At 72.4% G+C, this 25345-nt stretch carries 23 protein-coding genes and 1 tRNA gene; 6 read left to right on the top strand and 18 right to left on the bottom strand.

Going from position 1 to position 25345, the window contains the following annotated elements; all coding sequences use genetic code 11:
• Position 1 precedes the first annotated feature (1 nt).
• Positions 2 to 1048, bottom strand: a complete 1047-nt coding sequence (locus tag HHL19_RS30000) for an energy-coupling factor ABC transporter permease (protein ID WP_169093520.1) — start codon at positions 1046 to 1048, stop codon at positions 2 to 4.
• Between the two features lie 162 nt (positions 1049 to 1210).
• On the opposite strand from HHL19_RS30000, the gene HHL19_RS29995 reads away from it, so the two are divergent.
• Positions 1211 to 1561, top strand: coding sequence for an SsgA family sporulation/cell division regulator (locus HHL19_RS29995; RefSeq protein ID WP_169093519.1), 351 nt, complete (start codon positions 1211 to 1213; stop codon positions 1559 to 1561).
• 96 nt (positions 1562 to 1657) lie between these two features.
• On the opposite strand, the gene HHL19_RS29990 is transcribed toward HHL19_RS29995, so the two are convergent.
• Together HHL19_RS29990 and HHL19_RS29985 are read right to left on the bottom strand one after the other, a co-directional pair.
• Positions 1658 to 3817, bottom strand: a complete 2160-nt coding sequence (locus HHL19_RS29990; protein ID WP_169093518.1) for an MMPL family transporter — start codon at positions 3815 to 3817, stop codon at positions 1658 to 1660.
• 116 nt (positions 3818 to 3933) lie between these two features.
• The gene (locus HHL19_RS29985) at positions 3934 to 4506 is read right to left on the bottom strand and encodes a TetR/AcrR family transcriptional regulator (RefSeq protein ID WP_169093517.1); all 573 of its coding nucleotides are present in this window, start codon (positions 4504 to 4506) and stop codon (positions 3934 to 3936) included.
• 170 nt (positions 4507 to 4676) lie between these two features.
• On the opposite strand from HHL19_RS29985, the gene HHL19_RS29980 reads away from it, so the two are divergent.
• A complete protein-coding gene (locus HHL19_RS29980) occupies positions 4677 to 7982 on the top strand; it encodes a S41 family peptidase (RefSeq protein ID WP_169093516.1) in 3306 nt (1101 codons plus the stop codon).
• On the opposite strand, the gene HHL19_RS29975 is transcribed toward HHL19_RS29980, so the two are convergent.
• The 5 genes from HHL19_RS29975 to HHL19_RS29955 all read right to left on the bottom strand — a co-directional run bounded on the left by HHL19_RS29975 (position 7925) and on the right by HHL19_RS29955 (position 12260).
• Positions 7925 to 8449 carry a GNAT family N-acetyltransferase gene (locus HHL19_RS29975; protein ID WP_169093515.1) on the bottom strand — a complete coding sequence of 175 codons (525 nt, stop codon included), beginning with the start codon at positions 8447 to 8449 and terminating at the stop codon, positions 7925 to 7927. The two genes, HHL19_RS29980 and HHL19_RS29975, sit on opposite strands and share 58 nt — an antisense overlap.
• 134 nt (positions 8450 to 8583) lie before the next feature.
• On the bottom strand, positions 8584 to 8766 hold the full coding sequence (locus HHL19_RS29970; protein ID WP_169093514.1) for a hypothetical protein: 183 nt from the start codon (positions 8764 to 8766) through the stop codon (positions 8584 to 8586).
• Positions 8767 to 8887: 121 nt separating this feature from the next.
• The gene (locus HHL19_RS29965) at positions 8888 to 9769 is read right to left on the bottom strand and encodes an SDR family oxidoreductase (protein WP_169093513.1); all 882 of its coding nucleotides are present in this window, start codon (positions 9767 to 9769) and stop codon (positions 8888 to 8890) included.
• On the bottom strand, positions 9766 to 10659 hold the full coding sequence (locus tag HHL19_RS29960) for an alpha/beta hydrolase (RefSeq protein WP_169093512.1): 894 nt from the start codon (positions 10657 to 10659) through the stop codon (positions 9766 to 9768). The genes HHL19_RS29965 and HHL19_RS29960 overlap by 4 nt, the downstream gene beginning before the upstream one ends.
• Positions 10656 to 12260 (bottom strand): NAD(P)/FAD-dependent oxidoreductase, encoded by a 1605-nt coding sequence (locus HHL19_RS29955; RefSeq protein ID WP_169093511.1) that lies wholly within the window; start codon positions 12258 to 12260, stop codon positions 10656 to 10658. The genes HHL19_RS29960 and HHL19_RS29955 overlap by 4 nt, the downstream gene beginning before the upstream one ends.
• Before the next feature lie 171 nt (positions 12261 to 12431).
• Between HHL19_RS29955 and HHL19_RS29950 the strand changes: the two genes are divergently transcribed.
• Positions 12432 to 13055, top strand: a complete 624-nt coding sequence (locus tag HHL19_RS29950) for a MerR family transcriptional regulator (RefSeq protein WP_169093664.1) — start codon at positions 12432 to 12434, stop codon at positions 13053 to 13055.
• A gap of 31 nt (positions 13056 to 13086) precedes the next feature.
• Here the strand turns inward: HHL19_RS29950 and HHL19_RS29945 are convergent, their stop codons facing one another.
• Positions 13087 to 13890: an exodeoxyribonuclease III gene (locus HHL19_RS29945; protein ID WP_169093510.1), complete on the bottom strand. Its 804-nt coding sequence runs from the start codon at positions 13888 to 13890 to the stop codon at positions 13087 to 13089.
• Between the two features lie 50 nt (positions 13891 to 13940).
• Here HHL19_RS29945 and HHL19_RS29940 point away from each other — a divergent pair, with 50 nt between their 5' ends.
• Entirely contained in the window at positions 13941 to 14426 is a 486-nt protein-coding gene (locus tag HHL19_RS29940) for a GNAT family N-acetyltransferase (RefSeq protein ID WP_169093509.1), read from the top strand.
• 268 nt (positions 14427 to 14694) lie between these two features.
• Positions 14695 to 15093, top strand: coding sequence for a DUF5958 family protein (locus HHL19_RS29935; protein ID WP_169093508.1), 399 nt, complete (start codon positions 14695 to 14697; stop codon positions 15091 to 15093).
• Between the two features lie 23 nt (positions 15094 to 15116).
• Here HHL19_RS29935 and HHL19_RS29930 read toward each other — a convergent pair whose 3' ends face one another.
• From HHL19_RS29930 to galU, 8 genes are all read right to left on the bottom strand, one after another.
• Positions 15117 to 15953 (bottom strand): S1 RNA-binding domain-containing protein, encoded by an 837-nt coding sequence (locus HHL19_RS29930; RefSeq protein ID WP_169093507.1) that lies wholly within the window; start codon positions 15951 to 15953, stop codon positions 15117 to 15119.
• Positions 15954 to 16327: 374 nt separating this feature from the next.
• A tRNA-Ala gene (locus HHL19_RS29925) sits at positions 16328 to 16404 on the bottom strand.
• A gap of 88 nt (positions 16405 to 16492) precedes the next feature.
• The gene (gene glpR, locus HHL19_RS29920) at positions 16493 to 17515 is read right to left on the bottom strand and encodes a gephyrin-like molybdotransferase receptor GlpR (protein ID WP_169093506.1); all 1023 of its coding nucleotides are present in this window, start codon (positions 17513 to 17515) and stop codon (positions 16493 to 16495) included.
• Between the two features lie 179 nt (positions 17516 to 17694).
• Positions 17695 to 18315 carry a GNAT family protein gene (locus tag HHL19_RS29915; protein WP_169093505.1) on the bottom strand — a complete coding sequence of 207 codons (621 nt, stop codon included), beginning with the start codon at positions 18313 to 18315 and terminating at the stop codon, positions 17695 to 17697.
• Positions 18312 to 18872, bottom strand: coding sequence for a MogA/MoaB family molybdenum cofactor biosynthesis protein (locus HHL19_RS29910; protein ID WP_169093504.1), 561 nt, complete (start codon positions 18870 to 18872; stop codon positions 18312 to 18314). The genes HHL19_RS29915 and HHL19_RS29910 overlap by 4 nt, the downstream gene beginning before the upstream one ends.
• Positions 18869 to 19366, bottom strand: a complete 498-nt coding sequence (moaC, locus tag HHL19_RS29905) for a cyclic pyranopterin monophosphate synthase MoaC (protein ID WP_169093503.1) — start codon at positions 19364 to 19366, stop codon at positions 18869 to 18871. The genes HHL19_RS29910 and moaC overlap by 4 nt, the downstream gene beginning before the upstream one ends.
• A 59-nt stretch (positions 19367 to 19425) precedes the next feature.
• Positions 19426 to 20727: a gephyrin-like molybdotransferase Glp gene (gene glp / locus HHL19_RS29900; protein ID WP_169093663.1), complete on the bottom strand. Its 1302-nt coding sequence runs from the start codon at positions 20725 to 20727 to the stop codon at positions 19426 to 19428.
• 97 nt (positions 20728 to 20824) lie between these two features.
• Positions 20825 to 21736 (bottom strand): UTP--glucose-1-phosphate uridylyltransferase GalU, encoded by a 912-nt coding sequence (gene galU, locus HHL19_RS29895; protein WP_169093502.1) that lies wholly within the window; start codon positions 21734 to 21736, stop codon positions 20825 to 20827.
• Positions 21737 to 21853: 117 nt separating this feature from the next.
• Here galU and HHL19_RS29890 point away from each other — a divergent pair, with 117 nt between their 5' ends.
• Positions 21854 to 22438: a 5-formyltetrahydrofolate cyclo-ligase gene (locus tag HHL19_RS29890; RefSeq protein WP_206325409.1), complete on the top strand. Its 585-nt coding sequence runs from the start codon at positions 21854 to 21856 to the stop codon at positions 22436 to 22438.
• Here the strand turns inward: HHL19_RS29890 and HHL19_RS29885 are convergent, their stop codons facing one another.
• Positions 22439 to 25168 (bottom strand): penicillin acylase family protein, encoded by a 2730-nt coding sequence (locus tag HHL19_RS29885; protein WP_169093500.1) that lies wholly within the window; start codon positions 25166 to 25168, stop codon positions 22439 to 22441.
• Positions 25169 to 25345 lie beyond the last annotated feature (177 nt).

Genomic DNA, 25345 nt, shown 5'->3' with positions numbered 1-25345 from the left:
GTCAGACCCGGGCCCCGCCGGCGTCCCCCGTACGCCGGCGGCGGGCGGCCCAGAAGGCGCCGGTGCCGACGGCGAGGGTGAGGCCGACGCCGATGACGCCGGCGAGGCCGCCGGAGATCCGGTCGGAGTCGACGCCCGCGACGCCGTAGTCGGCGAGCGGGGAGTCGGCGGTGGCGTGCTCGTACTCCTCGGCCTTGGCGTCGATGCCCTGGTCGGCGGCGACCTTCTCCAGGCCGTCGGGGCTTTCGGAGGCGTAGAAGGAGACGACGCCGGCGAGGACGAGGGCGGTGACGAGGCCGCCGATCCAGACCTTCCTCGGGCTCTTCGAGGCGGCGGGGGCTGCCGGCCCTGCGGGCGCGGCGTCGACCAGTTCGCCGTCGACGCGGAGCTTCAGCGGGGCGGTCAGGCCGCGGGCGCCGTGGACGAGGTCGGGGCGGACGGCGAGGACGGCGCCGACGGTGAGGGCGGTGATGACGGCCTCGCCGACGCCGATGAGGACGTGGACGCCGAGCATCGCGGTGAGGACCTTGCCGATCGGCACGTCGGTGGTGCCGCCGATCGCGTAGATCAGGGTGAAGGCGGCGGCCGAGGCCGGTACGGAGACGAGCGCGGCGACGAAGGTCGCGGCGGTCACGCCGCCCCGGGTGCGGGGCAGCACGAGCCGCAGGCCGCGGAAGAGGACGTGGGCGGTGACGACGGTCACCACGCCCATGACGGTGATGTTGACGCCGAGCGCGGTGAGGCCGCCGTCGGCGAAGAGGACGCCCTGCATGAGCAGGACGACGGCGATGCACAGGACTCCGGTCCACGGCCCGACGAGGATCGCGGCGAGCGCCCCGCCGAGGAGGTGGCCGCTGGTTCCGGCCGCGACGGGGAAGTTGAGCATCTGGACGGCGAAGACGAAGGCCGCGACGAGGCCCGCGAGCGGGGCGGCCTTCTCGTCGAGCTCTTTCCTCGCGCCGCGCAGGCTCACGGCGACGGCCGCCGCGGCGACGACGCCGGCTGCGGCCGAAACGGGGGCGTTGATGAATCCGTCAGGTACGTGCACGTACCGAATGATGAGCGCAGCTGCAAAAGACTTGCAAGAGCGCCGGGATGACAAGACACCGGATGTGAGGCCGGACACGTCGCGAGTGACCACGCGACTACGGGGGAAGAATCAGGCATTGAGCAACAAAACGCACTCGACCACGACCCGAGGAGCCACTCCATGCGCGCCGTCGAGGACCACGCCCGAGGCCGCCTGATCAGCGACGACGGCCCGGTCACCCGGGCCGTCCCGGTCGCCCTCCGCTACGACCCCGGCTTCTCCCCCGCCACCGTCCGCTTCGTGCTTCCCGGCGGGGTCGAATGGTCCTTCCCCCGCGCCCTCCTGGAGGACGGGCTGCACGAGCCCGCGCACCGGGGCGACATCGCGGTCTGGCCGTGCGGGCGGGTGCAGACGGTGGTCGAGTTCCACGGCCGGGAGGCGGTCGCCGTCGTCCAGTTCGACAACGCCGCCCTGACCCGGTTCCTGGAACACACGTACGCCGCCGGCGCGTCGTCGCTCACGACACGCTGACGGCGTACGGCCGCGTCGGCTCCCCGTCCCCACAGGTCCCGGCGCGATCCGGGGCGCACCCCCCGCTCAGGGGCGGCCCCGGGGTCCAGTGACGGATCAGGCCTTCACGAGGTCCTTCACCGCGGTCCCGGCGTCGTGGGCGGCGAGCCCCTCGCCCTCCACGTCCACGTTGGGCAGCGCCCTGTCCAGCCACTTCGGCAGCCACCAGGCCTTGTGGCCGAGGAGCGCGAGGACGGCCGGGACGATCGCCATGCGGACGACGAAGGCGTCGAAGAGGACGGCGACGGCGAGGCCGAAGCCGATCATCTTGATCATCTGGTCGGTCATCCCGATGAAGCCGGAGAAGACCGCGATCATGATCACCGCGGCGGCGGTGACCACCCGGGCGCTGTGCCGGAAGCCGGTCACGATCGCCTCGCCGGGCCGCTCGCCGTGGACGTACGCCTCGCGCATCCGGGTGACGAGGAAGACCTCGTAGTCCATCGCGAGGCCGAAGACCACGCCCACCATGAAGATCGGCATCATCGACATGATCGGGCCGGTCTGCTCGACGCCGAACAGGCTGCCCAGCCAGCCCCACTGGAAGACCGCGACGACGGCGCCGAGGGCGGCGACCACCGAGAGCAGGAAGCCCAGGGCGGCCTTGAGCGGCACCAGGATCGAGCGGAAGACCACGGTCAGCAGGACGAAGGCGAGGCCGACGACGAGGGCCAGGTAGGGCACCAGGGCGTCGTTCATCTTCTGCGAGAAGTCGATGTTCATCGCGGTGGCGCCGGTGACGAGGACGTCGTCGCCGGTGGCGTCCCGGATGTCGTGGACGAGGGCCTCGGTGGCGCCGGAGGACGGGCGGTCCTTCGGGATCACCGTGATCATGGCGGCGTCGCCGGCCTTGTTGGGGGTGGCCGGGGTGACGGCGGCGATGCCGTCGAGGCCCTTGATGGTGGAGACGGTCCGGTCGGCGGTGGCCCTGTCGCCGTCGACGACGACGAGCAGCGGGCCGTTGAAGCCGGGGCCGAAGCCGTCGGAGAGCAGGTCGTAGGCGCGGCGCTCGGTCGCGGAGACCGGCTTCACGCCGTCGTCCGGGAGGCCCATCTCCAGGGAGGCGGCCGGGATCGCGATGGCGCCGAGGCCGATGACACCGGCGAGGAGCACGAAGAGCGGGCGGCGGATGACGAAGCGGGCCCAGCGGGTGCCGGCGTTCGGCTTGGCGGCCTTCTCCGGGTCGGCGGTGCCCTTGCGCTGCTTGCGGCCGATCACCTTGTCGCCGGCGAAGCCGAGCAGCGCCGGAATCAGGGTGAGGGCGATCAGGACGGCGATGACGACGGTGCCGGCGGCGGCGAAGCCCATCTTCGTCAGCATCGGGATGTTGACGACGGCGAGGCCGACGAGGGCGATGACGACGGTGAGTCCGGCGAAGACGACGGCCGATCCGGCGGTGCCGGTGGCGCGGCCCGCGGCCTCCTCCCCGCTGCGCCCGTCGGCCAGCTCGGAGCGGTAGCGGGAGACGATGAAGAGGGCGTAGTCGATGCCGACGGCGAGGCCGATCATCATCGCGAGCGTGGAGGTCGTGGAGCCGAGGTCCAGGACGTTGGCGAGCGCGGTGATCGTGGAGACGCCGATGCCGACGCCGATGATCGCGGTCAGCAGCGGCAGTCCGGCCGCGACGAGCGAGCCGAAGGTGATGACGAGGACGATGCCGGCGATGACCACGCCGACGATCTCGCCGGCGCCGGTCTCGGGCATGGACTGGAGGGCGTCGCCGCCGAGCTCGACGGTCAGGCCCTTGCCCTGGGCCGCGTGACCGGCCTGCTTGAGGGCCTCACGGGTCTCGTCGGTCAGCTCCATCGCGTTCACCTTGTAGGCGACGGAGACGTAGGCGGTGGAGCCGTCCCGGGAGACGGCCTGCGCCGTGTACGGGTCGGTGACGGAGACGATCTGGTCCGAGCCGGACTTCAGCGCGGAGACGGTCTCCTCGACGACGGCCTTGGAAGCCGCGTCGGTCATCTTCGCGCCGTCGGGGGCCTTGAAGACGACCCGGGCGGTGGCGCCGTCGGCGCCGGCGCCGGGGAAGCGCTCTTCGAGCAGGTCGAAGGCGCGCTGGGCCTCGGTGCCGGGGATGGAGAAGGAGCTGGAGGTCGCGGCGGGCGCGGTGGCGGCGCCGACTCCGGCGAGCGCGAGGAGCGCCACCCAGAGGAGGGCGACGAGCCGTCGGCGCCGGAAGGCGGTGCGGCCCAGCTTGTACAGGAAGGTGGCCACGGGTGCGTACTCCCATTGTGGGGCGGGACAGGGCATGGGGAGCCGGCCCGACGGCGTGAGCGGTGCGCAGTCAGGTGGAGCAGGGGACTTACGGGTCGTACGGGTCGTACGGGGGGTCAGGCGCCGAGTGAGGGGAGCACGACGGCGTCGACGTAGGCGCTGAGGAAGGCGTGGTCGACCGGCTGGTCGTCGACCAGCGGGCGGGCGACGAACGCCCCGATCAGCATGTGCGGGACGAGCTTGAGCGCCGGATTGTCCGGGGCGACCTCACCCCGTCGGACCGCGCGGGCGAGGACCTCGTCGAAGCTGTTCAGCTCGGGTTCGATGAGCAGCTCGCGCAGGGCCCGGTGCAGGTCCGGGTTGTCGTGGACGGCATGGGCCAGACCCCGCATCAGCGCGGTGTCCTTCTCCATCTGACAGTCGTCGGTGAGCGCCATGAGGGCCTGGAAGTCGCCCCGCAGCGAGCCGGTGTCGATCTCGGTGAGGCTGACGGGCTTGTTGTGGCGCAGGGCCCGGGCGACCAGCTCCGGCTTGCTCCCCCACTGGCGGTAGAGGGTGGCCTTGCTGGAGTGGGTGCGGGCGGCGACGGCGTCCATGGTGAGGGCGTCGTAGCCGACCTCGCGGAGGAGGTCGAGCACGGCCGCGTACAGCTCGGACTCCCGCTCGGGGGTGAGTCTGCTGCGGGCCATGCCATACCTCCGGACCGAACGAAACGGTTTCGTACTCTTCGTACGGTACGAAGGTACCCCCACCCGCAGCGAAACGAAACCGTTTCGTACGTGGCCTGGGACACACGCGGTCATCCACAGGTTCGCGTCCACAGGTTGCCGCACCCCGTCCGCACGGAAAGCATGAACGGGTGAGTGACGACGTGGCCTACCTCCGCTTCCCGCACCTCCACGACGACCTGCTGTGCTTCACGGCCGAGGACGACCTCTGGATCGCCCCGCTCGTGCCCGAGGGCCATCGCCCCGGCCGCGCCTGGCGGCTCACGGTCGACCGCACCCGGGCCGGGCACCCCCGCTTCTCCCCCGACGGCCGCCACATCACCTACACGAACTGGCGCAGCCTCGACCCCGAGATCCACCTCGTGCCGGTCGACGGCGGCCACGCCCGCCAGCTCACCCACTGGGGCTCCACCGACACCCGGGTCTGCGGCTGGTCGCCCCCGGACAAGGACGGCCGCTCCGACATCCTCGCCGTCTCCTCCCAGGGGCAGCCCTTCTCGTACTTCTCCTGGGCCTACACCGTCGCCACCGACGGCTCGCCCGGCAGCAAGATGCCCTGGGGGCCGGTCTCCGACATCGCCGTCCGGGACGTCGACGGCGAGCGCCGCACGCTCCTGCTCACCGGCACCCCGCCGCACGAACCGGCCGCCTGGAAGCGGTACCGGGGCGGCGCCACGGGCCGCCTCTGGCTCCACGGCGAGCGGCTCCTGCCCGACCTCTGCGGCCACCTCGCCGACCCCATGTTCGTCGCCGCGCCGCCCGGCGAGGACGGGTACCGGATCGCCTTCCTCTCCGACCACGAGGGCATCGGCAACCTGTACTCCTGCCGCCCCGACGGCACCGACCTGCGCCGCCACACCGACCACGCCGACTTCTACGCCCGGCACGCCTCCTCCGACGGGCGCCGGATCGTCTACCAGTGCGCCGGCGAGCTGTGGATCGCCGACGACCTCGGCGCCGGCGCCGAACCCCGCCGCCTGCAGGTCCGGCTCGGCGGACAGCGGGCCGGCCGCCGCCCCTACCAGGTGCCCGCCGCCCAGCACGTCGACGCGCTCTCCGTCGACGAGACCGGCCGGGCCAGCGCCGTCGGCGTGCGCGGCAGCCTGTACTGGCTGACGCACCGGGACGGGCCCGCCCGGGCCATCACCGACACCCCCGGCGTCCGCGTCCGGCTCCCCGAGATGCTCGGCAGCGGCGGCCAGATCGCCTACGTCACCGACGCCGAGGGCGACGACGCCGTCGAGATCGCCTACCTGCCCCGGGCCAGCGGCGACCGGCCGCCGCGCCGGCTCGCCGCCGGGGAGCTCGGCCGCGTCGAGGAGCTCGTCGCCGACCCCGAAGGCGAGCGGCTCGCCATCGCCTCCAACGACGGCCGGCTCCTCCTCATCGACGCGACCGAGGACTCCAACGGCGAGGTCACCGAGCTCATCCGCTCCGTCAACGGCCCCGTCCGCGACCTCGCCTTCTCCCCCGACGGCGCCTGGCTCACCTGGTCCCACCCCGGCATCGGCCGCTCCCTGCGCTCCATCAAGCTCGTCCGCATCTCGGGACCGGGCCCGCGCACCGTCATCGACGTCACCAACGGCCGCTTCGAGGACGAGAACCCGGTCTTCACCAGCGACGGCCGCTACCTCGCCTTCCTCTCCTGGCGCGGCTTCGACCCGGTGTACGACGTCCACACCGGCGACCTGTCCTTCCCCCTCGGCTGCCGCCCCTACCTGGTGCCGCTCTCCTCCGCGACCCCCTCCCCCTTCGCGCTGCTGCCCGACGGGCGCCCGGCGGCCGGCGGCCTCGACCCCGCCGACGACGGCGCCGACAGCGGCGACGGCACGGTCACCGTGGAGATCGAGGGCCTGCCCGACCGGGTCACCCCCTTCCCGGTCGCCGCCTCCAAGTACTCGGCGCTCGCCCCCGTCACCGGCGGCGGCCTCGTCTGGCTGCGCTGGCCCATCTCCGGCGCCCTCGGCGAGACCTTCGCCAACCCCGCCGACACCTCGGGCCGGCCCACCCTGGAGCACTTCTCCGTCACCAAGGCCCGCCGCACCGAACTCGCCCGCGACCTCGACTGGTTCGCCGTCAGCGGCGACGGCACCCGGCTCGTCGTCTTCGACGAGGGCGAGCTGCGGGCCGTCCCCGCCACCGAGGCCGGCGACGGCGACTCCACCGTCTACCTCGACCTGCGGCGCATCCTCCACGACGCCGACCCCGGCGCCGAATGGCGCCAGGCCTACGAGGAGGCCGGGCGGATCGTCCGCGCCTACTTCTGGGAGCCCGGCATGGGCGGCGTCGACTGGGACGCGATCCTCGACCAGTACCGGCCCCTGCTCGAACGGGTCGCCTCCCCCGACGAGTTCGCCGACCTGCTCCGCGAGGTCATGGGCGAGCTCGGCACCTCCCACGCCTACGTCACCCCGGCCCGGCGCAACGAGGGACCGCCGCACTACCAGCGCCCCCAGGGCCTCCTCGGCGCCAACCTCGTGCCCCGCGACGGCGGCTGGGTGGTGAAGCGGATCCTGCCCGGCGAGTCCTCCGACTCCAAGGCCCGCTCCCCGCTCGCCGGCACCGGCATCCGCGAGGGCGCCGCCCTCACCCACGTCGACGGCCGGCCCGTCGACCCCGTCGCCGGCCCCTACCCGCTGCTCGCCGGCACCGGCGGCACCACCGTCGAGCTCACCTTCACCCCCGCCGGCGGCGAGGGCCGCTCGCGCCGCGTCGCCGTCGTCCCGCTGATCGACGAGCGTCCGCTGCGCTACCAGGACTGGGTGGCCAAACGCCGGGCCGTCGTCCGCGAGCTGAGCGGCGGCCGCTGCGGCTACCTCCACATCCCCGACATGGGCGGCTCCGGCTGGGCCCAGTTCAACCGCGACCTGCGGATGGAGGTCTCCCGGCCCGCCCTCATCGTCGACGTCCGGGGCAACGCCGGCGGCCACATCAGCGAACTCGTCGTCGAGACCCTCACCCGGAAGATCATCGGCTGGGACCTCACCCGCAACGCCCAGCCCGTCAGCTACGCCTCCAACGCCCCGCGCGGCCCCGTCGTCGCCCTCGCCGACGAGGCCACCTCCTCCGACGGCGACATGATCACCGCCGCCTTCAAGCTCCTCGGCCTCGGCCCCGTCGTCGGCCAGCGCACCTGGGGCGGGGTCGTCGGCATGACCGGCCGCCACAAGCTCGGCGACGGCACCCGGATCACCGTCCCCATGAACGCCGCCTGGTTCTCCGACTGGGGCTGGTCCGTGGAGAACCACGGCGTCGAACCCGACCTGGCCGTCCTGCGCACCCCGCTCGACTGGGCCGAGGGCCGGCACGCCCAGCTCGACGACGCCGTCCACCGGGCCCTCGCCCTGCTCGAAGCGGCGCCCGCGTCGAGCCCGCCCGGCTACGAGTCCGTGCCGGACCGCTCCCGCCCGAAACTGCCGCCGAGATCCAGCTCGTAGGCGATCGCGGACTCCCCGGTCCTCAACCGCTCCCTGCCGACCGCCCCGAAGCCGACCCGGGCGAGCACCGCCCGGGACGCGGCGTGCTCCGGCGACGCCTTCGCGTACAGCCGGCGCAGCCCGTACTCGTCCACGGCGAGCCGGCACACCTCCCGCACGCCCCGGGTGGCGAGGCCCCGGCCGGCGGCCGACTCCGCGATCCGGTAGCCGAGTTCGGCCGCGCCGTCGGCGACGTCGATGAGGTTGACCCGGCCGACGATCCGCCCGTCCTCCGCCACCAGGACGTGGAAGCGGACGGTCCCCTCCTCCTGCTCGTCGAGGAGGGCCTGGTGGCGGGCGGCGAAGTCGGCGAAGTACGCGTCCCCCCGGTCGGGCACGGTGGCGGCGAAGTAGGCGCGGTTCTCCCGCTCGAAGGCGAGCAGGGCGGGCGCGTGGTCGGGACGGAGGCGTTCGAGTACGACGGACATGAGGGGAGCGTACGAAGATCCACGCGCGGGCGCCCGCGAGTTGAGCAGTTCCGGCCACGCGCCGACCGGTCGTGCGCCCACACGCGGAAGGCGCACCCGGCGGACCGGGTGCGCCTTCCGTCACAGGACGGGCGTCAGGCCTCGTCGCGGCCGGTGCGCTCGCGCAGCTCCTGCTGCCCGCGCTCCTTGGCCTCCTGCGAGCCCTCGCGCTCCTGCCTGGCGCGCTCGGAGGCCTCGTCCTTGGCATTGCCCATGGCCTTCTTGGCGCGCTCCTGGAGCTCCTGCGCCTTGTCCTGGAACTGGTCCTTGATGCCCATGAAGGTTCACTCCTAGTAAGGGTGCGAGGGGTGCGGGGCGGCGTGCCCCAGGGCCTCGACCAGCCTTGCACGAGCGAACATTCCACGCATTTCGATCAGTCACGTTCCGTGGGCGCCGGCCTCACGCCTTCCCGGTGCGGGCCTGTTCGTCGGCCGCGCCGCCCGCACCCACCAGGCCCTTGGAGACCGTGGAGAGGCGGGGCTCGAAGCGGGCCACCTCGCGCTTGCCGACGGTGGCGATGAGGCCCGGCAGATAGCCGCGGATCGACTGCATCCCGCGCAGCCACCACTGGGCGTACACATGGGCGGAGCGGCGCTCGATGCCCTCGACGATCCGGTCGACGGCCGGGCCGAGCGGGTACGTGCGGTTCGACGGCCACGGCAGCCGCTGCCGCAGCTCCTTCATCACGTCGTCCTGGTCGGCGCCGCGCACCATGTCGGTGTCGGTCCAGGAGAGGTAGCCGACGCCGACCTTCACGCCCTTGTAGGCGACCTCGGCGCGCAGGCTGTGCGCGAAGGCCTCGACGCCGGACTTGGAGGCGCAGTAGGCGGTCATCATCGGGGCCGGGGTGATCGCGGCGAGCGAGGCGATCTGGAGGAAGTACCCCCGGGACTCCATGAGGACCGGCAGGAAGGCGCGGCCGGTGACCGCCCCGCCGATGAGGTTGACCTCGATGACCCGCCGCCAGGCGACCGGGTCGGACTCGACGAACGGGCCGCCGGCCGCGACGCCCGCGTTGGCGACGACGATGTCGACCTTCCCGAAGCGCTCCTTGACCTCGGCGGCGACCCGGGCCATCGCCTCGTGGTCGGTGACGTCCGCCTCCCACCAGTCGGCCTCGGTGTGCAGCCGGCCGGCGACCTCCTTGAGGAGTTCGGGCTCCAGGCCGACGAGGGCGATCTTCGCGCCGCGCGCGGAGAGCTTGCGGGCGAGCAGCTCGCCCACGCCGCGGGCGCCGCCGGTGACGACCGCGACCTGTCCTTCCAGGCTGACCCTGCTCATACCCCTGCCTCCTTGCCGGTGGGACGCGCTCCGAGATAGGTGAGCGTCAGTTCGCGGATCTGCGCGGTGACGGCCTCCGGGGCCTCGACCGGCGTCATGTGGCCCATGCCGGCCAGTTCGGTGAGCCCGGTGCAGTGCGGCAGCGCCTCGGCCATGGCCCGGGAGTGGACGGGCGGGGTGAGCCGGTCGGCGGTGCCGACGAGGACGGCGGCCGGGACCCGCAGGTCGCGCAGGCCCGCCTCCAGGTCGAGGTGGGCGAGCACCTGCGACCAGCCGTAGCGGGACGGGCGCGGGCAGGCGTGCACGATCCGGGCGCAGGCGTCGACCCGGCCGGGTGCCGAACCGGGGCCCATGGTGGCGTACTTGAGGACCTTCTTCGAGATCCCGTTGACCGGCCCGAGCGGCGCCTTCGAGCCGAGGACGGCGCCGGTGAGCCGGGTCCGCAGGCCGCCGGGCCGCAGCGGCACGACGGTGGACTCGGAGGTGAGCCGGGACGGGCCGGTGGAGCAGAGCAGGACGGCGGCGGCGTGCTGGACGAAGCCGGGCCGGGCCGCCGCGGCCATGATCGTCATGCCGCCCATGGAGTGGCCCGCGATCACGGCCCGCTCGCCGGGTCCGAGGGTGGCGGCGAGCACCGCCTCCAGGTCGTCGGCGAGGGCGGTGGTCGAGTAGCCGCCGTCGGCGGGGACGGGCGAGCGTCCGTGGCCGCGCTGGTCGTAGGCGACGACCCGGTGGTCGACGGCCAGGTCCCGGATCTGCTCGGCCCAGAAGGCGGTGGAGCAGGTCCAGCCGTGGGCGAGGACGACGGCGGGCGCGCCCTCGGGGCCGTACACCTCGGCGTGCAGCTCGGCGCCGTCGGCGGAACGGACGGTCAGGGTACGGGCGTTCACGAGGCGGCCTCCTTCTTGGCGGCGCCGCGGGCGGCGGCCTTGGCGGGCTCGGCGGCCTTCGCCGGCTCGGGGACGGCCCTCGCCGGCTCGGGAGCGGCCTTCGCCGGCTCGGGGACGGCCTTCAACGGCTTCGGGGCGCGGAGGACCTCGTACTCGGAGAGGTCGACCCGCCGGGTCTCGCGGCGGAACTCGCCGGTGGTGCCCGGCCAGAGGGTGGTGTTGCGGCCGTTGGCGTCGAGGTACCAGCTGTCGCAGCCGCCGGCCTTCCAGACGGTCCGCTCCATCCGGTTCTGGACCTTGCGGTTCCAGGCGTTGACGGCGGAGGGGCGGACGGCGAGGGCGGCCCGGCCGCCCAGCACGTTCAGCTGGCGGAGGTAGTCGGCCAGGTAGTTCAGCTGGGACTCGATCATGAGGATCATGGAGGAGTTCCCGAGGCCGGTGTTGGGCCCGATGATCGTCATCCAGTTGGGGAAACCGGCGGCGGTGGCGCCGCGCAGCGCCTCCATGCCGCCCTTCCAGACCTCGGCGAGCGAGCGCCCGTCGGCGCCGATGACGCGCGGGGCGATCGGCATGTCGGTGACGTGGAAGCCGGTGCCGAAGATGATCGCGTCGACCTCGGTCTCGGTGCCGTCGGAGCCGACGACGACGTTGCCGCGGACCTCCTTCAGACCGCCGGCGACGACGTCGACGTTGGGCTGGGCGAGGGCCGGGTAGTAGGCGTTGGAGAGCAGGATCCGCTTGCAGCCGATGCGGTACGTGGGCGTGAGCTTGGCCCGCAGCACCGGGTCCTTGACCGACCGGGCGATGTTCGCCTTGGCGAGCTTCTCGACCAGGCCGAGCTCGCCGGGGTGCTTGGTGAAGGCGCCGACCTGGAGCTCGCGGATGCCCCACAGGATGCCGCGGCGCAGGGTGGCGGTGGCGGGCAGCTTGCGGTGCAGCCAGCGCTCGGGGCCGCTGATGGCGCGGTCCACGCGGGGCATGACCCACGGGGGCGTGCGCTGGAAGAGGGTGAGCCGGGCGACGTCGGGCTGGATGGAGGGCACGATCTGGATGGCGGAGGCGCCGGTGCCGACCATGGCGACCCGCTTGCCCCGCAGGTCGTAGTCGTGGTCCCAGCGGGCCGAGTGGAAGACCTTGCCGGTGAAGCCGTCGAGCCCCGGGATGTCGGGGATCTTCGGGTCGGAGAGCGGCCCGGTGGCGGAGACGACGACGTCGGCGGAGAAGCTGCCGCGGCTGGTCTCGATGTCCCAGCGCAGCTCGTCCTCGTTCCAGGCCGCCTTCATGACCTCGTGGTTCAAGCGCAGGTGCGGCCGGAGCCCGAAGGTGTCGGTGACGTGCTCCAGGTAGGCCCGGATGTGGCGCTGCCCGGAGAAGGTGCGGGGCCAGTCGGGGTTGGGCGCGAAGGAGAAGGAGTAGAGGTGCGAGGGCACGTCGCAGGCGCACCCGGGGTAGCTGTTGTCGCGCCAGGTGCCGCCCACGGAGTCGGCCCGCTCCAGGACGACGAAGTCGGTGATCCCCTCGCGGCGCAGCCGGACGGCGGCCCCGAGTCCACCGAACCCCGATCCGATCACCGCCACCCGAACGTGCTCGTGCTTCGCCATGCCGCCTCCCGTGCGCCCGGCCAAGATTCCGCCAGCAATCACTGGCACAGTCGGACTGTAGAGCAGCTCCATACCGAGCGGTAGGGGTCGGGCGAGGGAAAGTTACCGGCGGTACAACATAGGCTGGCGGGTGTGGCAGAACGATCAGGGAACCCGCCCCACGAGTACCGGATGACGGAGCTGGCCGAGGCGGCCGGCATCACCGTCCGCACGCTCCGCTTCTACCGCGAGCGCGGCCTGATCCCGCCGCCCCGCCGCGAGGGCCGCATCGCCTGGTACGACGACCGCCACCTGGCCCGCCTGCGCACCATCGCCGCCCTGCTCGAACGCGGCCACACCCTCACCGGCATCGCCGACCTCACCACGGCCTTCGAATCGGGCCGGGACGTCGGCGAGGTCCTCGAACTCGGCTCCCCCACCGAGGAGGAACCGGTCCGCCTCACCCCCGAGGAGCTCGCCGACCACTTCGACGGCGAGGTCACCCCCGAGAACCTCGCCGCCGCCCTCGACCTCGGCTATCTGGCGACCGACGGCGAGGAGATCGTCCACATCAGCCGCCGCCTGCTCGACGTCTCGGCCGCCCTGGTCCGCGAGGGCGTCCCCCTCGCCGAGGTACTGAAGGCCGGCGCCCGCGTCCGCGAGCACGCCGAGGCCCTCGCGGAGCTCTTCACCGAGGCCCTCGGCCCCCACGTGAAGGGCGCCGACATCCAGCGCCTGCGCCCCCTCGCCAAGGCCGTCGTGGACGCCGAGCTCTCCCTCGCCCTCGACCGCCGCCTGCGCGACCCGGGAGCCTGACGGCGGGACGGCGGGACGGCTATATGGCGCCCTACAGCTCGTACACGGCGGTGACGGGCGCGTGGTCGCTCCACCGCTCCGCATGGGTGGCCGCCCGCTCCACGTACGCCTTCACGGCCTTCGCCGCCAGGCCCGGCGTGGCCATGTGGTAGTCGATCCGCCAGCCGGTGTCGTTGTCGAAGGCCCGGCCGCGGTAGGACCACCAGGAATACGGCCCCTCCTGCTCCGGGTGGAGGGCCCGCACCACGTCCACGTACCCGCCGTCGGTCTCCGCCAGGACCCGGGAGAGCCACTCCCGCTCCTCGGGGAGGAAGCCGGCGCTCTTGCGGTTGCCCCGCCAGTTCTTGAGGTCGGCCTCCTGGTGGGCGATGTTCCAGTCGCCGCAGACCACGACCTCGCGGCCGTCGGCGGCGGCGCGGACCCGCAGCTCCTTGAGGTAGGGCAGGAACTCGCCCATGAAGCGGTACTTCTCGTCCTGCTTCTCCGTCCCGGCCTCGCCGGAGGGCAGGTAGAGGCTGGCGACGGTGACACCGGGCAGGTCCGCCTCGATGTAGCGGCCGGAGCCGTCGAACTCGGCCGAGCCGAAGCCGACGCGGACGGCGTCGGGCTCGCGCCGCAGATAGAGCGAGACGCCGGCGCGGCCCTTGGCGGCGGCGGGGGCGTGGGCGGTGAACCAGCCCTCGGGGGTCCGGACCTCCTCGGGCAGCTGCGCCTCCTCGGCGCGCACCTCCTGGAGCAGGACGGCATCGGCGGAGGTCTCCGCCAGCCACTCGACGAAGCCCTTCTTGGCGGCGGCGCGGAGACCGTTGACGTTCGCGCTGGTGACAGTGAACATCCCGGGAGAATACCGACACCCACCGCTCGCATACACGTACGATCGACGCCATGCGCATCGAGCCCACCCCCTACGACCACCCCGACTCCGTGAAACTGCAGGACGAGGTGCTGGCCGAGTACGTCGTCCGCTACGGCGACGGCGAGGGCGACGCCACCCCGCTCGACGCCTCGATGTTCACCCCGCCGCGGGGCCTCTACCTCCTCGCGTACGACCCCGAGGGCCGCCCGGTCGCCAGCGGCGCCTGGCGCGGTCAGGAGGAGAACGAGGAGGGGTACGCGGACGGCGACGCCGAGCTGAAGCGCATGTACGTCATACCCGAGGCCCGCGGCCTGGGCCTGGCCCGCCGCATCCTGGCCCTCCTGGAGGACGACGCCCGCGCCGCCGGCCGCACCCGCATGGTCCTGGAGACCGGCACCGAACAGCCCGAGGCCATCGCCCTCTACACCTCCAGCGGCTACGAGCCCAGCCCGAACAAGTTCGGCCACTACCGCCACCACGACAGCAGCCTCTGCTTCGTGAAGCCGCTGGCCTGACCGCCCGCGACGGCCCCGGCGATCCTTCGCCGGGGCCGTCGCCTTGTCGGCCCTCGCCCCGGAAAAGCCGTGAACGACGAAGATCGCTTCCCGTCTGACTGGAGATCGTTTCCCGACACTGCGCCCATGCCGCTCGTAATGGGTTGGTGTTCGAGCGGCCGCGCACGGCAGAGTGGCGTGGTCAGTGGGCGTGGGCATGCTCACGTGGCAGATGTGGGTCCGTGCCGACTCTGCGGCCGAGTGCCGTCTGATCTCCTGGGGAGCAGTCGTGAACGAACGGGACGTCCTGCTGAACGAACTCGCCCAGGGTCTGCGCCCCACGTCCGAAGGCATCGAGTGGTTCGACGGCCTCGGCCAGGAAAAACAGTCCGAGGTGCTGCGGTTCCTGTGTCATCACTGCGTCCAAGCGCGCGCTGTCGCCGAGGATGCCTCGAAGAGCATCCGCCGTTCTGGGCTGCGCCCGACGCATACGCCCGCGGTGCTGATCTCACGGGGCCGGATCGACATGCAACTGGGAAAGATCGCCGGCCTCACGCCTGTCGATGAACGCCGTAAGGCGTTCAAGCTGCTGATCGCAGTGCTCGCGGTCGCCGACGGACGGCGCCGCGAGCGCTTCTGCTCCGGCGGCTGTGTCCACTGGTGGCACCATCTGTCTGCCGCTGGCTGACTGCTCACAGCCGGTTTGGTTCCTCAGAAGGGCCCCTGCCCCTCCTGAGGCAGATTTCTGGCGGACAGGGTGAGGCGGCGCCGCGCGAGGTCGACCTCGACGATCCGTACGGTGATCCCGTCACCCTCGCTCACCATCTGGCCGGGGTGCTCGACGGGCTCGTCACGGAACTCGGTGTTGTGCACGAGGCCCTCGACGCCGTCGGCGATGCGGACGAAGGCTCCGAAGGGGATCAGCCTGGTGACCTGCCCGGTCGTGATGATGCCTACCTGGTCCGTGAAGGGAACGAGCGGGTCCTTCTGGAGAGCCTTCAGCGACAGCTGAACCTGTCCACGCCGGGTGTCTACGTCGATGATCTCGCCCACGACCCGCTGGCGCGTAGTGACGACGTCTGCGGGATGGTCGATCCGCAGCCAGCTCAGTTCGGGGCCCCTGATGAACCCGGTGCACTGATCGACCGGTTCGCCGTCGAGGTTCACGAACACACCGAAGTTGTGGACGCTCTGCACCTGACCTTGGTGTGTTGCGCCGCACCGAAGGCCAAGAAGAAACGCTCGCAGAGCCGGGTCCTCACACGCTGAAGCGGAGGCCCAGACACGCTCCTGATGCCAGTCGACGGCTATCACTTCGAAGGCGAGCCGCTGCCCGATGCTCACAGCCTCGGATGGATGCTCGATTGCCTTGCGGGTCAGATCACCACGCGGGATACGCCCCACTGCTTTCCCGGGACCGGAGAACCCGTCCAGTTCGACGAGCACCTCCCGGTCCTCGATGCTCATGACGCGGCCGGTACGGACTTCGCCGACTCGTATGATGCCCAGGAATTCCTTCAGGGTCTCGCTCGAAAGGGGTTCGGCCACGGCCATGACTCTAGGTCAGGGCGCTCTTGGCCCTTGCCCCTGAAGTTGGTGATCCTCATCCTCAGGCCTGTGAACACGCCAAGCGGGAGCTTCGATGCCCCATGCAGCAGCACCGGGGCGTCCAGGGCACCCACCAAGGTGCCCTCCTCGTCGACGGCACCCTGGCCTGTCCCGCCATGCCGGCCGCACTGGCCCGTACGACCGCCGGGCTCGACCCCGAAACTTCAGGCCGACGACCGCAAGACACCCGTCCCCAGCGTCGACCTCGTTCGGACGCACCTCGTACAGACCCCGGAAACGCCGAGATCCCGTCCGATCAATCAGATCGGACGGGATCTCGTGAACTCTTCCTGAGCGAACTCAAGAACAGTCGCTGGTGGACCTGAGGGGATTCGAACCCCTGACCCCCTCGATGCGAACGAGGTGCGCTACCGGACTGCGCCACAGGCCCCTGCGACGTGTGAAACATTAGCATCCCGGTCGCCGAGAAGAAAAATCGCTTACGCCGCAGGTCAGATGAGGCCCCGTGCGGGGGTCTCTCATTCGTTGGCGGCGCGGGGGCGCTCGTCGTCCGCGTGGTCGGCGTACTGGTCGAAGAGCGGGGTGCGGCCGTGGTCCCGGCCGCGGCGCGGCGGGGCCGGGCGGCGGCGCGGCGCCGGGGAGGCGGCCGGGGGCTGCTCGGCGGTGGAGGAGCGGGCCGCGCTCCAGGTCTCCGGGTCGGTGACGTCCACGCCGTTGGAGGCGCGCGGGGCGACCGGCGCGGTGACGTACGTGGGCAGCGGCACCGGCACCGGGTCCCAGCTGTCGCCGCGGGCCGGGCCGCGCTCGCGCTGCTGGTCCACCCACTCGGCGTGGTCGGTCTGCTCGACCAGGGCGCGCCGGTCGGCCTCCTGCGGGGAGACCGGGGGCGCGGGCGACGGCTCGGGCTCGGGCGCGGCGGCCCGGCGGGACTCGCGGAGCCGGGCGGCGGCGGCCTCGGCGCGGCGCCGGTCCATCACGTACACGAAGCGGCGGCGCTCCTGTCCGCGCAGGTGGACGATGTAGGCGCTGAGCAGGACGGCGGGCACGCCGGGCGCCCACAGGAAGGCGACGCCGCCGACCGCGGCGACGACGGCCCCGAGGGTGAAGGCGGAGAACAGCACGATGGTGGTGCGCCGGCGGCGCGCCAGGGCCTTGCCGCGGCGGGCGCGCTCGGCGGCGGCGCGGGCCGCCGGGGCGGGCGCGGCCTCGGGCTGCGGGGCGGGTTCGGGGAGTTCGAGGCGCGCCTCGGTCCTGGCCGGGGGCGCGGCGAAGGCCCGGACGTCGACCGAGCTCAGGTGCTCGGTCGCCGCGTCCGGGTCGACGTCGGTCGCCGCGTCCTGGGCCGTACGGTCCCGCTCGCGGAGCTCCTTGGCGTACCGGCGCTCCATCCCCGCCCGTCCGGAGAGGAGCCGGATGGCGGTGCTGAAGCGTTCCGTCGGACGGGCCTCGTTCAGCTCGTCCTGCCTGCGGAGCCACATCGGCACCAGGTAGGCGGCCCAGGCCCCGACGATGACTGCGTAGATGAGGCCGCTGCTGCTCACGCCTCACACGGTAGAGGGGTTCGCGACGGGGCATCGGCCAATTGGCCCGGTGTGTCGCACGATCTGGCTGATATCACTGAACTTTTTTGTGATTGTTCAGATCGATCGCTGTTCATATGCCGCTGGAATTCGAACAGTTATGTGAATCCTGGTGGCGTGAAGGGCCGGCTCGTGCAGGGCTAGGCGGCGTCCCTGCGTCGCGTGCGGTGCCAGCGGGCCAGCAGCCCCTCCGGGATCTCCTCCGCCGTCAGCGCGAAGACCAGGTGGTCCCGCCAGGCGCCGTCGATGTGGAGATAGCGCGGCCGCACCCCCTCTTCCCTGAAGCCGAGTTTCTCCACCACGCGCCGCGAGGGGCCGTTCTCCGGCCGGATGCACACCTCCATCCGGTGCAGGCCCACCGTGCGGAAGCAGTGGTCGGTGGCGAGCGCGACCGCCGTCGGCATCACCCCGCGCCCGGCGACCTCGCTGTCCACCCAGTAGCCCACGTGCCCGGAGCACATCGAGCCCCAGGTGATCCCGGCGACCGTCAGCTGCCCGGCCATCCGGCCCCGGTACTCGATGACGAACGGCAGCATCCGACCGGCGTGCGCCTCCGACCGCAGATGGCGCACCATCTGACGGTACGTGGGGCGCTGCGCGGGCGGCATGCCGGGCGCGGGCGGCGGCACCGTCGCCTCCCAGGGGCGCAGCCACTCGCGGTTGCGGCGGTTCACCTCCCGCCACTCCCGCTGGTCGCGCATCCTTATCGGGCGGAGCACCACGTCTCCGTCGGCGAGGACGGCCGGCCAGGCCGTGCTCATGACGCCGGGCCCGCTTCCGCCGGTCTCGGGTGGTCGCCGCCGCGGATCTGGTCCACGGCGTGCCGCAGCAGCGGCTCCAGGACGGCGAGCCCGTCCCGTACCCCGCCGGTCGAACCCGGCAGGTTCACGATCAGCGTGCCTCCCGCGACCCCGGCGAGGCCGCGCGAGAGCGCCGCCGTCGGCACCTTCTCCCGGCCGTACGCCCGGATCGCCTCCGGGATGCCGGGGATGTGCCGGTCCAGGACCCGGGCGGTGACCTCGGGCGTCTCGTCGGTCGGCGAGATGCCGGTGCCGCCGGTCGTGAGGATCACGTCGTACCCGGCCGCGACCCCGGCCCGCAGCGCCGCCTCGACGGGCGCCCCGTCGGGGACGACCTGCGGCCCGTCGACGGCGAAGCCCAGGGCGCGCAGGCCCTCGGCGATCAGCGGGCCGCCCTTGTCCTCGTAGACCCCGGCGGAGGCCCGGTTGGAGGCGGTGACGACGAGCGCCGCGTACGGAGCCGTCGCAGGGCCGCCGTGCCCCTCGTGGGCGCCCGCGACCCGGCCGCCGCGCGTCACGCCGTGCCCTCCGCGTCCGTCCTGGTCCAGTGGCCCGACTTGCCGCCGGTCTTCTCCTCGACCCGTACGTCGGAGATGACCGCGCCCTTGTCCACGGCCTTCACCATGTCCACGACGGTCAGCGCGGCCACCGACACGGCGGTCAGCGCCTCCATCTCCACGCCCGTGCGGTCCGTCGTCTTCACGGTCGCCAGGATCTCCACGGCGTCGTCCGCGACGGTGAGGTCGAGCGTCACGCCGGAGACGGCCAGCGGGTGGCAGAGCGGGATGAGGTCCGGGGTCTTCTTGGCGCCCATGATCCCGGCGATCCGGGCGGTGGCCAGCGCGTCGCCCTTCGGCACGCCCTCGCCGCGCAGCAGCTCGATCACGCGCGGCGAGACGAGCACCCGCCCGCTCGCGCGCGCCGTGCGGGACGTGACGTCCTTCGCCGAGACGTCGACCATGCGGGCCGCGCCCGCCTCGTCGATGTGGGTGAGACCTTGCTGCGTGCTCATCGCCGTGACACTCCCGGTCGCTGTGTGGGACGACACACCGTACCCCCGCGCCGTCCCCCTCAGCCGAGAAGGACCACGTCCAGCTCGTCGCCGGGGGCGGCCGTGTCGCGGTCCTCCGGGACGACGAGCAGGCAGTCCGCGTGGGCGAGGGCGGCGATCAGGTGCGAGCCGGCTCCGCCCACGGGGGTGACGGTGCCGGACTCGGCGTCGTACGTCCCCCGGAGGTACTGGCGGCGGCCGGACGGAGAGGAGAGCGGCGCGTCGGCCTTCAGTGCGGCGCGGACGACCGGGCGGTGCAGGTCCTCCAGGCCCATCAGGGCGCGGATGGCGGGCCGCACGAACAGCTCGAAGGAGACGTACGAGGAGACCGGGTTGCCCGGCAGGGCGAGGAGCGGGATCTGCTCGGCGCCGACCGTGCCGAAGCCCTGCGGCTTGCCCGGCTGCATGGCGAGCTTGCGGAAGTCGACCCGGCCGTCGGCGGTCAGCGCCTCCTTGACCACGTCGTAGGCGCCGACGCTGACGCCGCCGGTGGTGACGACGAGGTCGGCCCGGATGAGCTGGTCCTCGATGGTGGCGCGGAGCGACTCGGCCTCGTCGGCGACCGCGCCGACCCGGTAGGCGAGCGCGCCGGCGTCGCGGGCGGCGGCGGCGAGCGCGAAGCTGTTGGAGTCGTGGATCCGGCCGGGGCCCAGCTCCTCGCCGGGCTGGACGAGTTCGCTGCCCGTGGAGAGGACCACCACGCGCGGGCGGGGGCGGACGGTGACCGTGCCGCGGCCGATCGCGGCGAGCAGGCCGAGCTGCGGCGGACCGAGGACCGTGCCGGCGGCGAGGGCCAGCTCCCCGGCCCGCACGTCGCTGCCGGCCCGGCGGACATGGGCGCCGGCCTCCGCCGCGCGGTGCACCCGCACCTCGCCGGCGGCGCCCTCGGGGGCGCTGCTCGCGGCCCGCATGCCGGTCGCCGCGCCCTCGCCCGCGCCGCCGTCGGTCCACTCGACGGGGACGACGGCCTCGGCGCCGGGCGGCAGCGGGGCGCCGGTCATGATCCGGGCGGCCTGCCCGGGGCCGACCTCCGGCAGGCCGTCGGCACCCGCGGCGACGTCGCCGATGACGGTGAGGACCGCCGGGTACTCCTCGGTCGCGCCCGCGACGTCGGCGACCCGGACCGCGTACCCGTCCATGGAGCTGTTGTCGAACGGCGGCAGCGCCGCCGGCACCGTCACGTCCTCGACCAGGACGCAGCCCTGGGCGTCGAGCAGCTGCAGCTCGATCGGGTCGAGGGGGCGGACGGTCGCCAGGATGTCGGCCAGGTGCTCGTCGACCGACCACAGGCCGCGGGCCGGCCCCGCGCAGGGGTCGCCCACGGCGTGGTCGTGACCGTGGTCGTGGCCATGACCGTGGTCCCGGGCGTCCTGGGGGTCCCGGGGGTCCTGGGACGGTGCCGTGTCGCTGCTCAAGGTCCTACATCTCCTCGTTGACGTATCTCCGGAGCCAGTCCCGGAAGTCCGGTCCCAGATCCTCACGTTCGCACGCGAGTCTGACAATGGCACGCAGATAGTCACCGCGGTCGCCGGTGTCATAGCGGCGGCCCTTGAAGACGACGCCGTGCACCGGACCGCCGAGGCTCTCGTCGCCCGCCAGCTTCTGCAGGGCGTCGGTGAGCTGGATCTCGCCGCCCCGGCCCGGCTCGGTCTCCCGCAGCGTGCCGAAGATCGCCGGGTCGAGCACATAGCGGCCGATGATCGCGTAGCTGCTGGGCGCCTCGGCCGGGTCCGGCTTCTCCACCAGGTCCGTCACCCGCACCACGTCTCCGTCGACGGTCTCCTCGACCGCCGCGCAGCCGTACAGGTGGATCTGGGAGGGCTCGACCTCCATCAGCGCGACGACGCTGCCGCCGTGGCGCTCCTGGACCTCCACCATCCGCGCGAGCAGCGGGTCGCGCGGGTCGATCAGGTCGTCGCCGAGGAGGACCGCGAAGGGCTGGTCGCCGACGTGCGGGGCGGCGCACAGCACCGCGTGGCCGAGGCCGCGGGGGGCGCCCTGGCGCACGTAGTGCATGGTGGCGAGGTCGCTGGACTCCTGGACCTTGGAGAGGCGCTCGTCGTCGCCCTTGCGGATCAGCGCCTCCTCCAGCTCGTAGTTCCGGTCGAAGTGGTCCTCCAGCGGACGCTTGTTCCGGCCGGTGATCATGAGCACGTCGGAGAGACCGGCGGCGACGGCCTCCTCGACGACGTACTGGATCGCCGGCTTGTCGACGACCGGGAGCATCTCCTTGGGTGTCGCCTTCGTCGCCGGAAGAAAGCGGGTGCCGAGGCCGGCGGCCGGGATGACAGCCTTGCTGATCCGACCGAGCCGCGGAAACGACTGATTCATGCAGGCACCTTAACCGCTAGGGAATGAGACAAAGATGTGCTTCCGATTAACTTTCCCCGCATAAAGACTGTTACGTGAGATTCCTAAGGGACCACCGTGCGAAAAGAGAATCCCGACTTGTCCGAAAAGGCCCTGCTGCGCCGCCGGCTGCTCGACGCGCGCGCCGCCCTCTCCCCCGAGGCCCTCGCGCGGACCGCCGGGGCGCTGGCCTCCCACGGCGTCGACCTGCCCGAACTGTCCGGGGCCGCCACCGTCGCCGCATACGTCTCCGTCGGCCGCGAACCCGGCACCCGCGCCCTCCTCGACGCGCTCCACGCGCGCGGGGTGCGGGTCCTGCTGCCGGTCCTGCTGCCCGACAACGACCTGGACTGGGCGGCGTACGAAGGGCCCGGGGCGCTCGCGAAGGCCGGCCGCGGCCTGCTCGAACCGACCGGCCCGCGGCTCGGACCGGACGCCGTGTGCACGGCGGACGCGGTGCTGCTGCCGGGGCTCGCGGTGGACGCGCGCGGCATGCGCCTCGGCCGGGGCGGCGGCTCGTACGACCGGGTCCTCGCCCGGCTCGCGCGGGCCGGGAAGGACCCGGCCCTGGTGGTGCTCCTCTACGCGGACGAGGTGGTCGCGCGGGTCCCGGAGGAACCGCACGACCACCCCGTGCACGCGGTGGTCACCCCGGACGGGGCGACCCGTTTCGGCCGTTCCTGATCACGGCTTGAGCGTCAGCGTGTCCTTCGCCGCCGCGTCGACCGCCGCCTTGCCGTAGGCCCAGTCGTACAGCTCGCCGCTCGCCCAGGCGTCCGTCTGGTCGGTGTAGTTGTCGTGGAAGGCGTGGCCGGAGGCGCCGGTCAGGTTGATCCACCGGGACTTGTCCCAGTCGCCGACGTTCACGACCATCCGCATCGACGGCACCCAGATGACCTCGTAGCCGCCGGCCGCGTTCCAGCCGGTGGCGTCGACGGCCGCCTCGCCGCCGCCGAGGTTCCACGGGCCGCGGTTGAGCAGCCGTCGCACCATGCCGGGACCGGCGGTGCCGAGGGTCTGGTTCTCCAGGGTCAGCTGGTGCAGCCGGCCCCAGCTCCAGGTGGAGACGTCCTTGCCGAGCTTGGCGGTCAGCTCCCAGCGGGCGTCCTTCATGGCCCGGGCGAGCAGCTGGTCGCGGGTCTCGGTGGCCGGGTCGGTGCGGGTGGCGGGCGTCTTCCACCACGCGCTCTCCTCCTGCTTGAGGAGCGGGCGCACCACCTCGTACCAGCGGTCGCCGCCGTCCGGCTGCGCCGAGTCGGGGTCGCGCTCGCCGCACTCGCGGACCAGCTTGTTCTGCTCGTCGACCGGGCCGGTGGCGTCGACCGGGCGCACGTTGATGCAGTCGCCCTCGGTGCGCACCTCCTTGGGCAGCTTGTCGCCGAAGGAGAGCTTGAGGACGTTGCGCCACACCGCGTTGAAGTACGCGGCGGCGGCCGAGTCGGGCTCCTGGGTGTAGTCCCAGCCTTCGAGGAGCTTCTGCGCCTCGCGGACGTACGGGTCGGAGATGTCGATCTTCAGCAGCAGCGGGTTGAGCAGGGTGGCGATCTCGCTGCGGTTGTCGGTCTGCATGGTCCGCATGTCGTCCGGCGAGATCTTGCCGCCGTCCTTGGTCTTCGACTCGATGAGGTCGTTGATCCGCTGGCTGCGGGAGCCGTAGCCCCAGTCCTTGGTGAGCAGGTCGGGGTACTGCTGCGGGGAGATCACGGCCTGGTTGGCGGTGACGATGTAGCCGCGCTCCGGGTCGTACTCGTACGGCAGCTGCTCGAAGGGGATGTACCCCTTCCACTTGTACGAGGAGTCCCAGCCCGGCGCTGGCAGGGTGCCGTCGCCCTTGGTGCGCCGCGGGATCTTGCCGGGCGACTGGTAGCCGATGTGGCCCTCGGTGTCGGCGTACACGAGGTTCTGCGAGGGGACCTCGAAGTTCTTCGCGGCGGCCCGGAACTGCTTGAAGTTCTTGGCGCGGTCGATCGCGAAGATCGCGTCCATGGACTTGCCGGGCGTCAGGGCGGTCCACTGGAGGGAGACGCCGTAGCCGGTGGAGCGGTCGGGGGCGGAGTTGCCGACGGGGGCGGTCTGCCCGACCTTCTCCAGCTCGGCGGAGCGGTCGGAGACCAGCGGGCCGTGCTCGGTGGAGCGGATGGTGATGGGCCGGTCGCGGCCGCCGGCGACCTTGATGACCTCCTCGCGGGTGTCGAACGGCTTGACCTTGCCGTCGACGAGGTAGCCGTCGGGGCTGACCTTCTCCAGGTAGAGGTCGGTGACGTCGGCGCCGAGGTTGGTGAGGCCCCAGGCGATGGAGTCGTTGTGGCCGATGATCACGCCGGGCATGCCGGAGAAGGTGTAGCCGGCGACGTCGTAGCGGCAGGTCGCGGAGACCGAGCGGCAGTGCAGGCCCATCTGGTACCAGAGGGACGGCAGCATCGGCGCGAGGTGCGGGTCGTTGGCGAGCAGCGGCTTGCCGGAGGTGGTGAGGTTCCCGGAGACGACCCAGGAGTTGGAGCCGATGCCGTTGCCGTTGGGGCCGAGCAGGGCCGGGACGGAGTCGAGGACCTCGGAGAGGCCGGCGAGCGCGGCGAGCTGGGGGCTCGCGCCGCCGGAGCCCGCACCCGTCCCCGTACCGTCCTCGGACTCCTCGTCCGCGCCGGCCTTCGGGTCGAACTTCTTCGTCACCGGGTCGACCGCGCCGCGATCGACGATCGGCTGGTGGAGCTCGTACGGGTACGCCGGGTACAGCTGCTTGATCTGGGCCGGGGTCAGCCGGCTGGTGAGCAGCGAGCGGTCGATCTCGTCCTGCATGTTGCCGCGCAGGTCCCAGGCCATGGCCTTGAGCCAGGCGACCGAGTCGACCGGGGTCCACGGCTCGATCGTGTAGTCGTTGGTGAAGGCGAGGGCCGCGTACTCGACGGAGACGTCCTTCGGCTCCCGGTCCTTCAGATAGGCGTTGACGCCCTCCGCGTACGCCTGGAGGTACTTCTTCGTCTCCGGCGCCAGGACCTTGTCGTACTCCTGCTGCGCGACCCGGCGCCAGCCGAGGGTGCGCAGGAAGGCGTCGGTCTCGACCTGGCCCTCGCCGAACATCTCGGAGAGGCGGCCGGCGGTGAGGTGCCGGCGGACGTCCATCTCGTAGAAGCGGTCCTGCGCCTGGACGTAGCCCTGGGCGCGGAAGAGGTCGGTCTCGTTGTCCGCGTAGATCTGCGGGATGCCGTGGGCGTCCCGTTTGACCTCGACGCCGCCGGAGAGGGAGTCGATCCTGACCTCGCCGGTGGTCTGCGGGAACGAGGCGCGGACGGTGCCGACTCCCCACCAGCCGCCGAAGGCGACGGCCCCGACCAGCGCGAGGACCAGGAGCAGGACGATCAGGCGGGCGCGCCTGCCTTTCTTCTTGGCGGGGGGCGCGGTCGTGTTGGAGGGCATCGCTGTCCTTCGAGGGGCAGGGTGGTCCTGGAGTACGGGAGCAACCTTAGGCGCAGCCCCTGGGCGCCCTGGACTCGGTGTCAGGGAGGAACCGCACTGATGACCGCATCGGGGAAGCGGAGGCCGCGAGGGGGGCGTCAAGAAAGCGTTAAAGATTAGGTAAGGTAACGAAGTACC

The organism is Streptomyces sp. R302 (genome assembly GCF_012927245.1).
Classification (GTDB): Bacteria; Actinomycetota; Actinomycetes; order Streptomycetales; family Streptomycetaceae; genus Streptomyces.
This window is presented reverse-complemented; position numbering and strand designations above follow the sequence as displayed.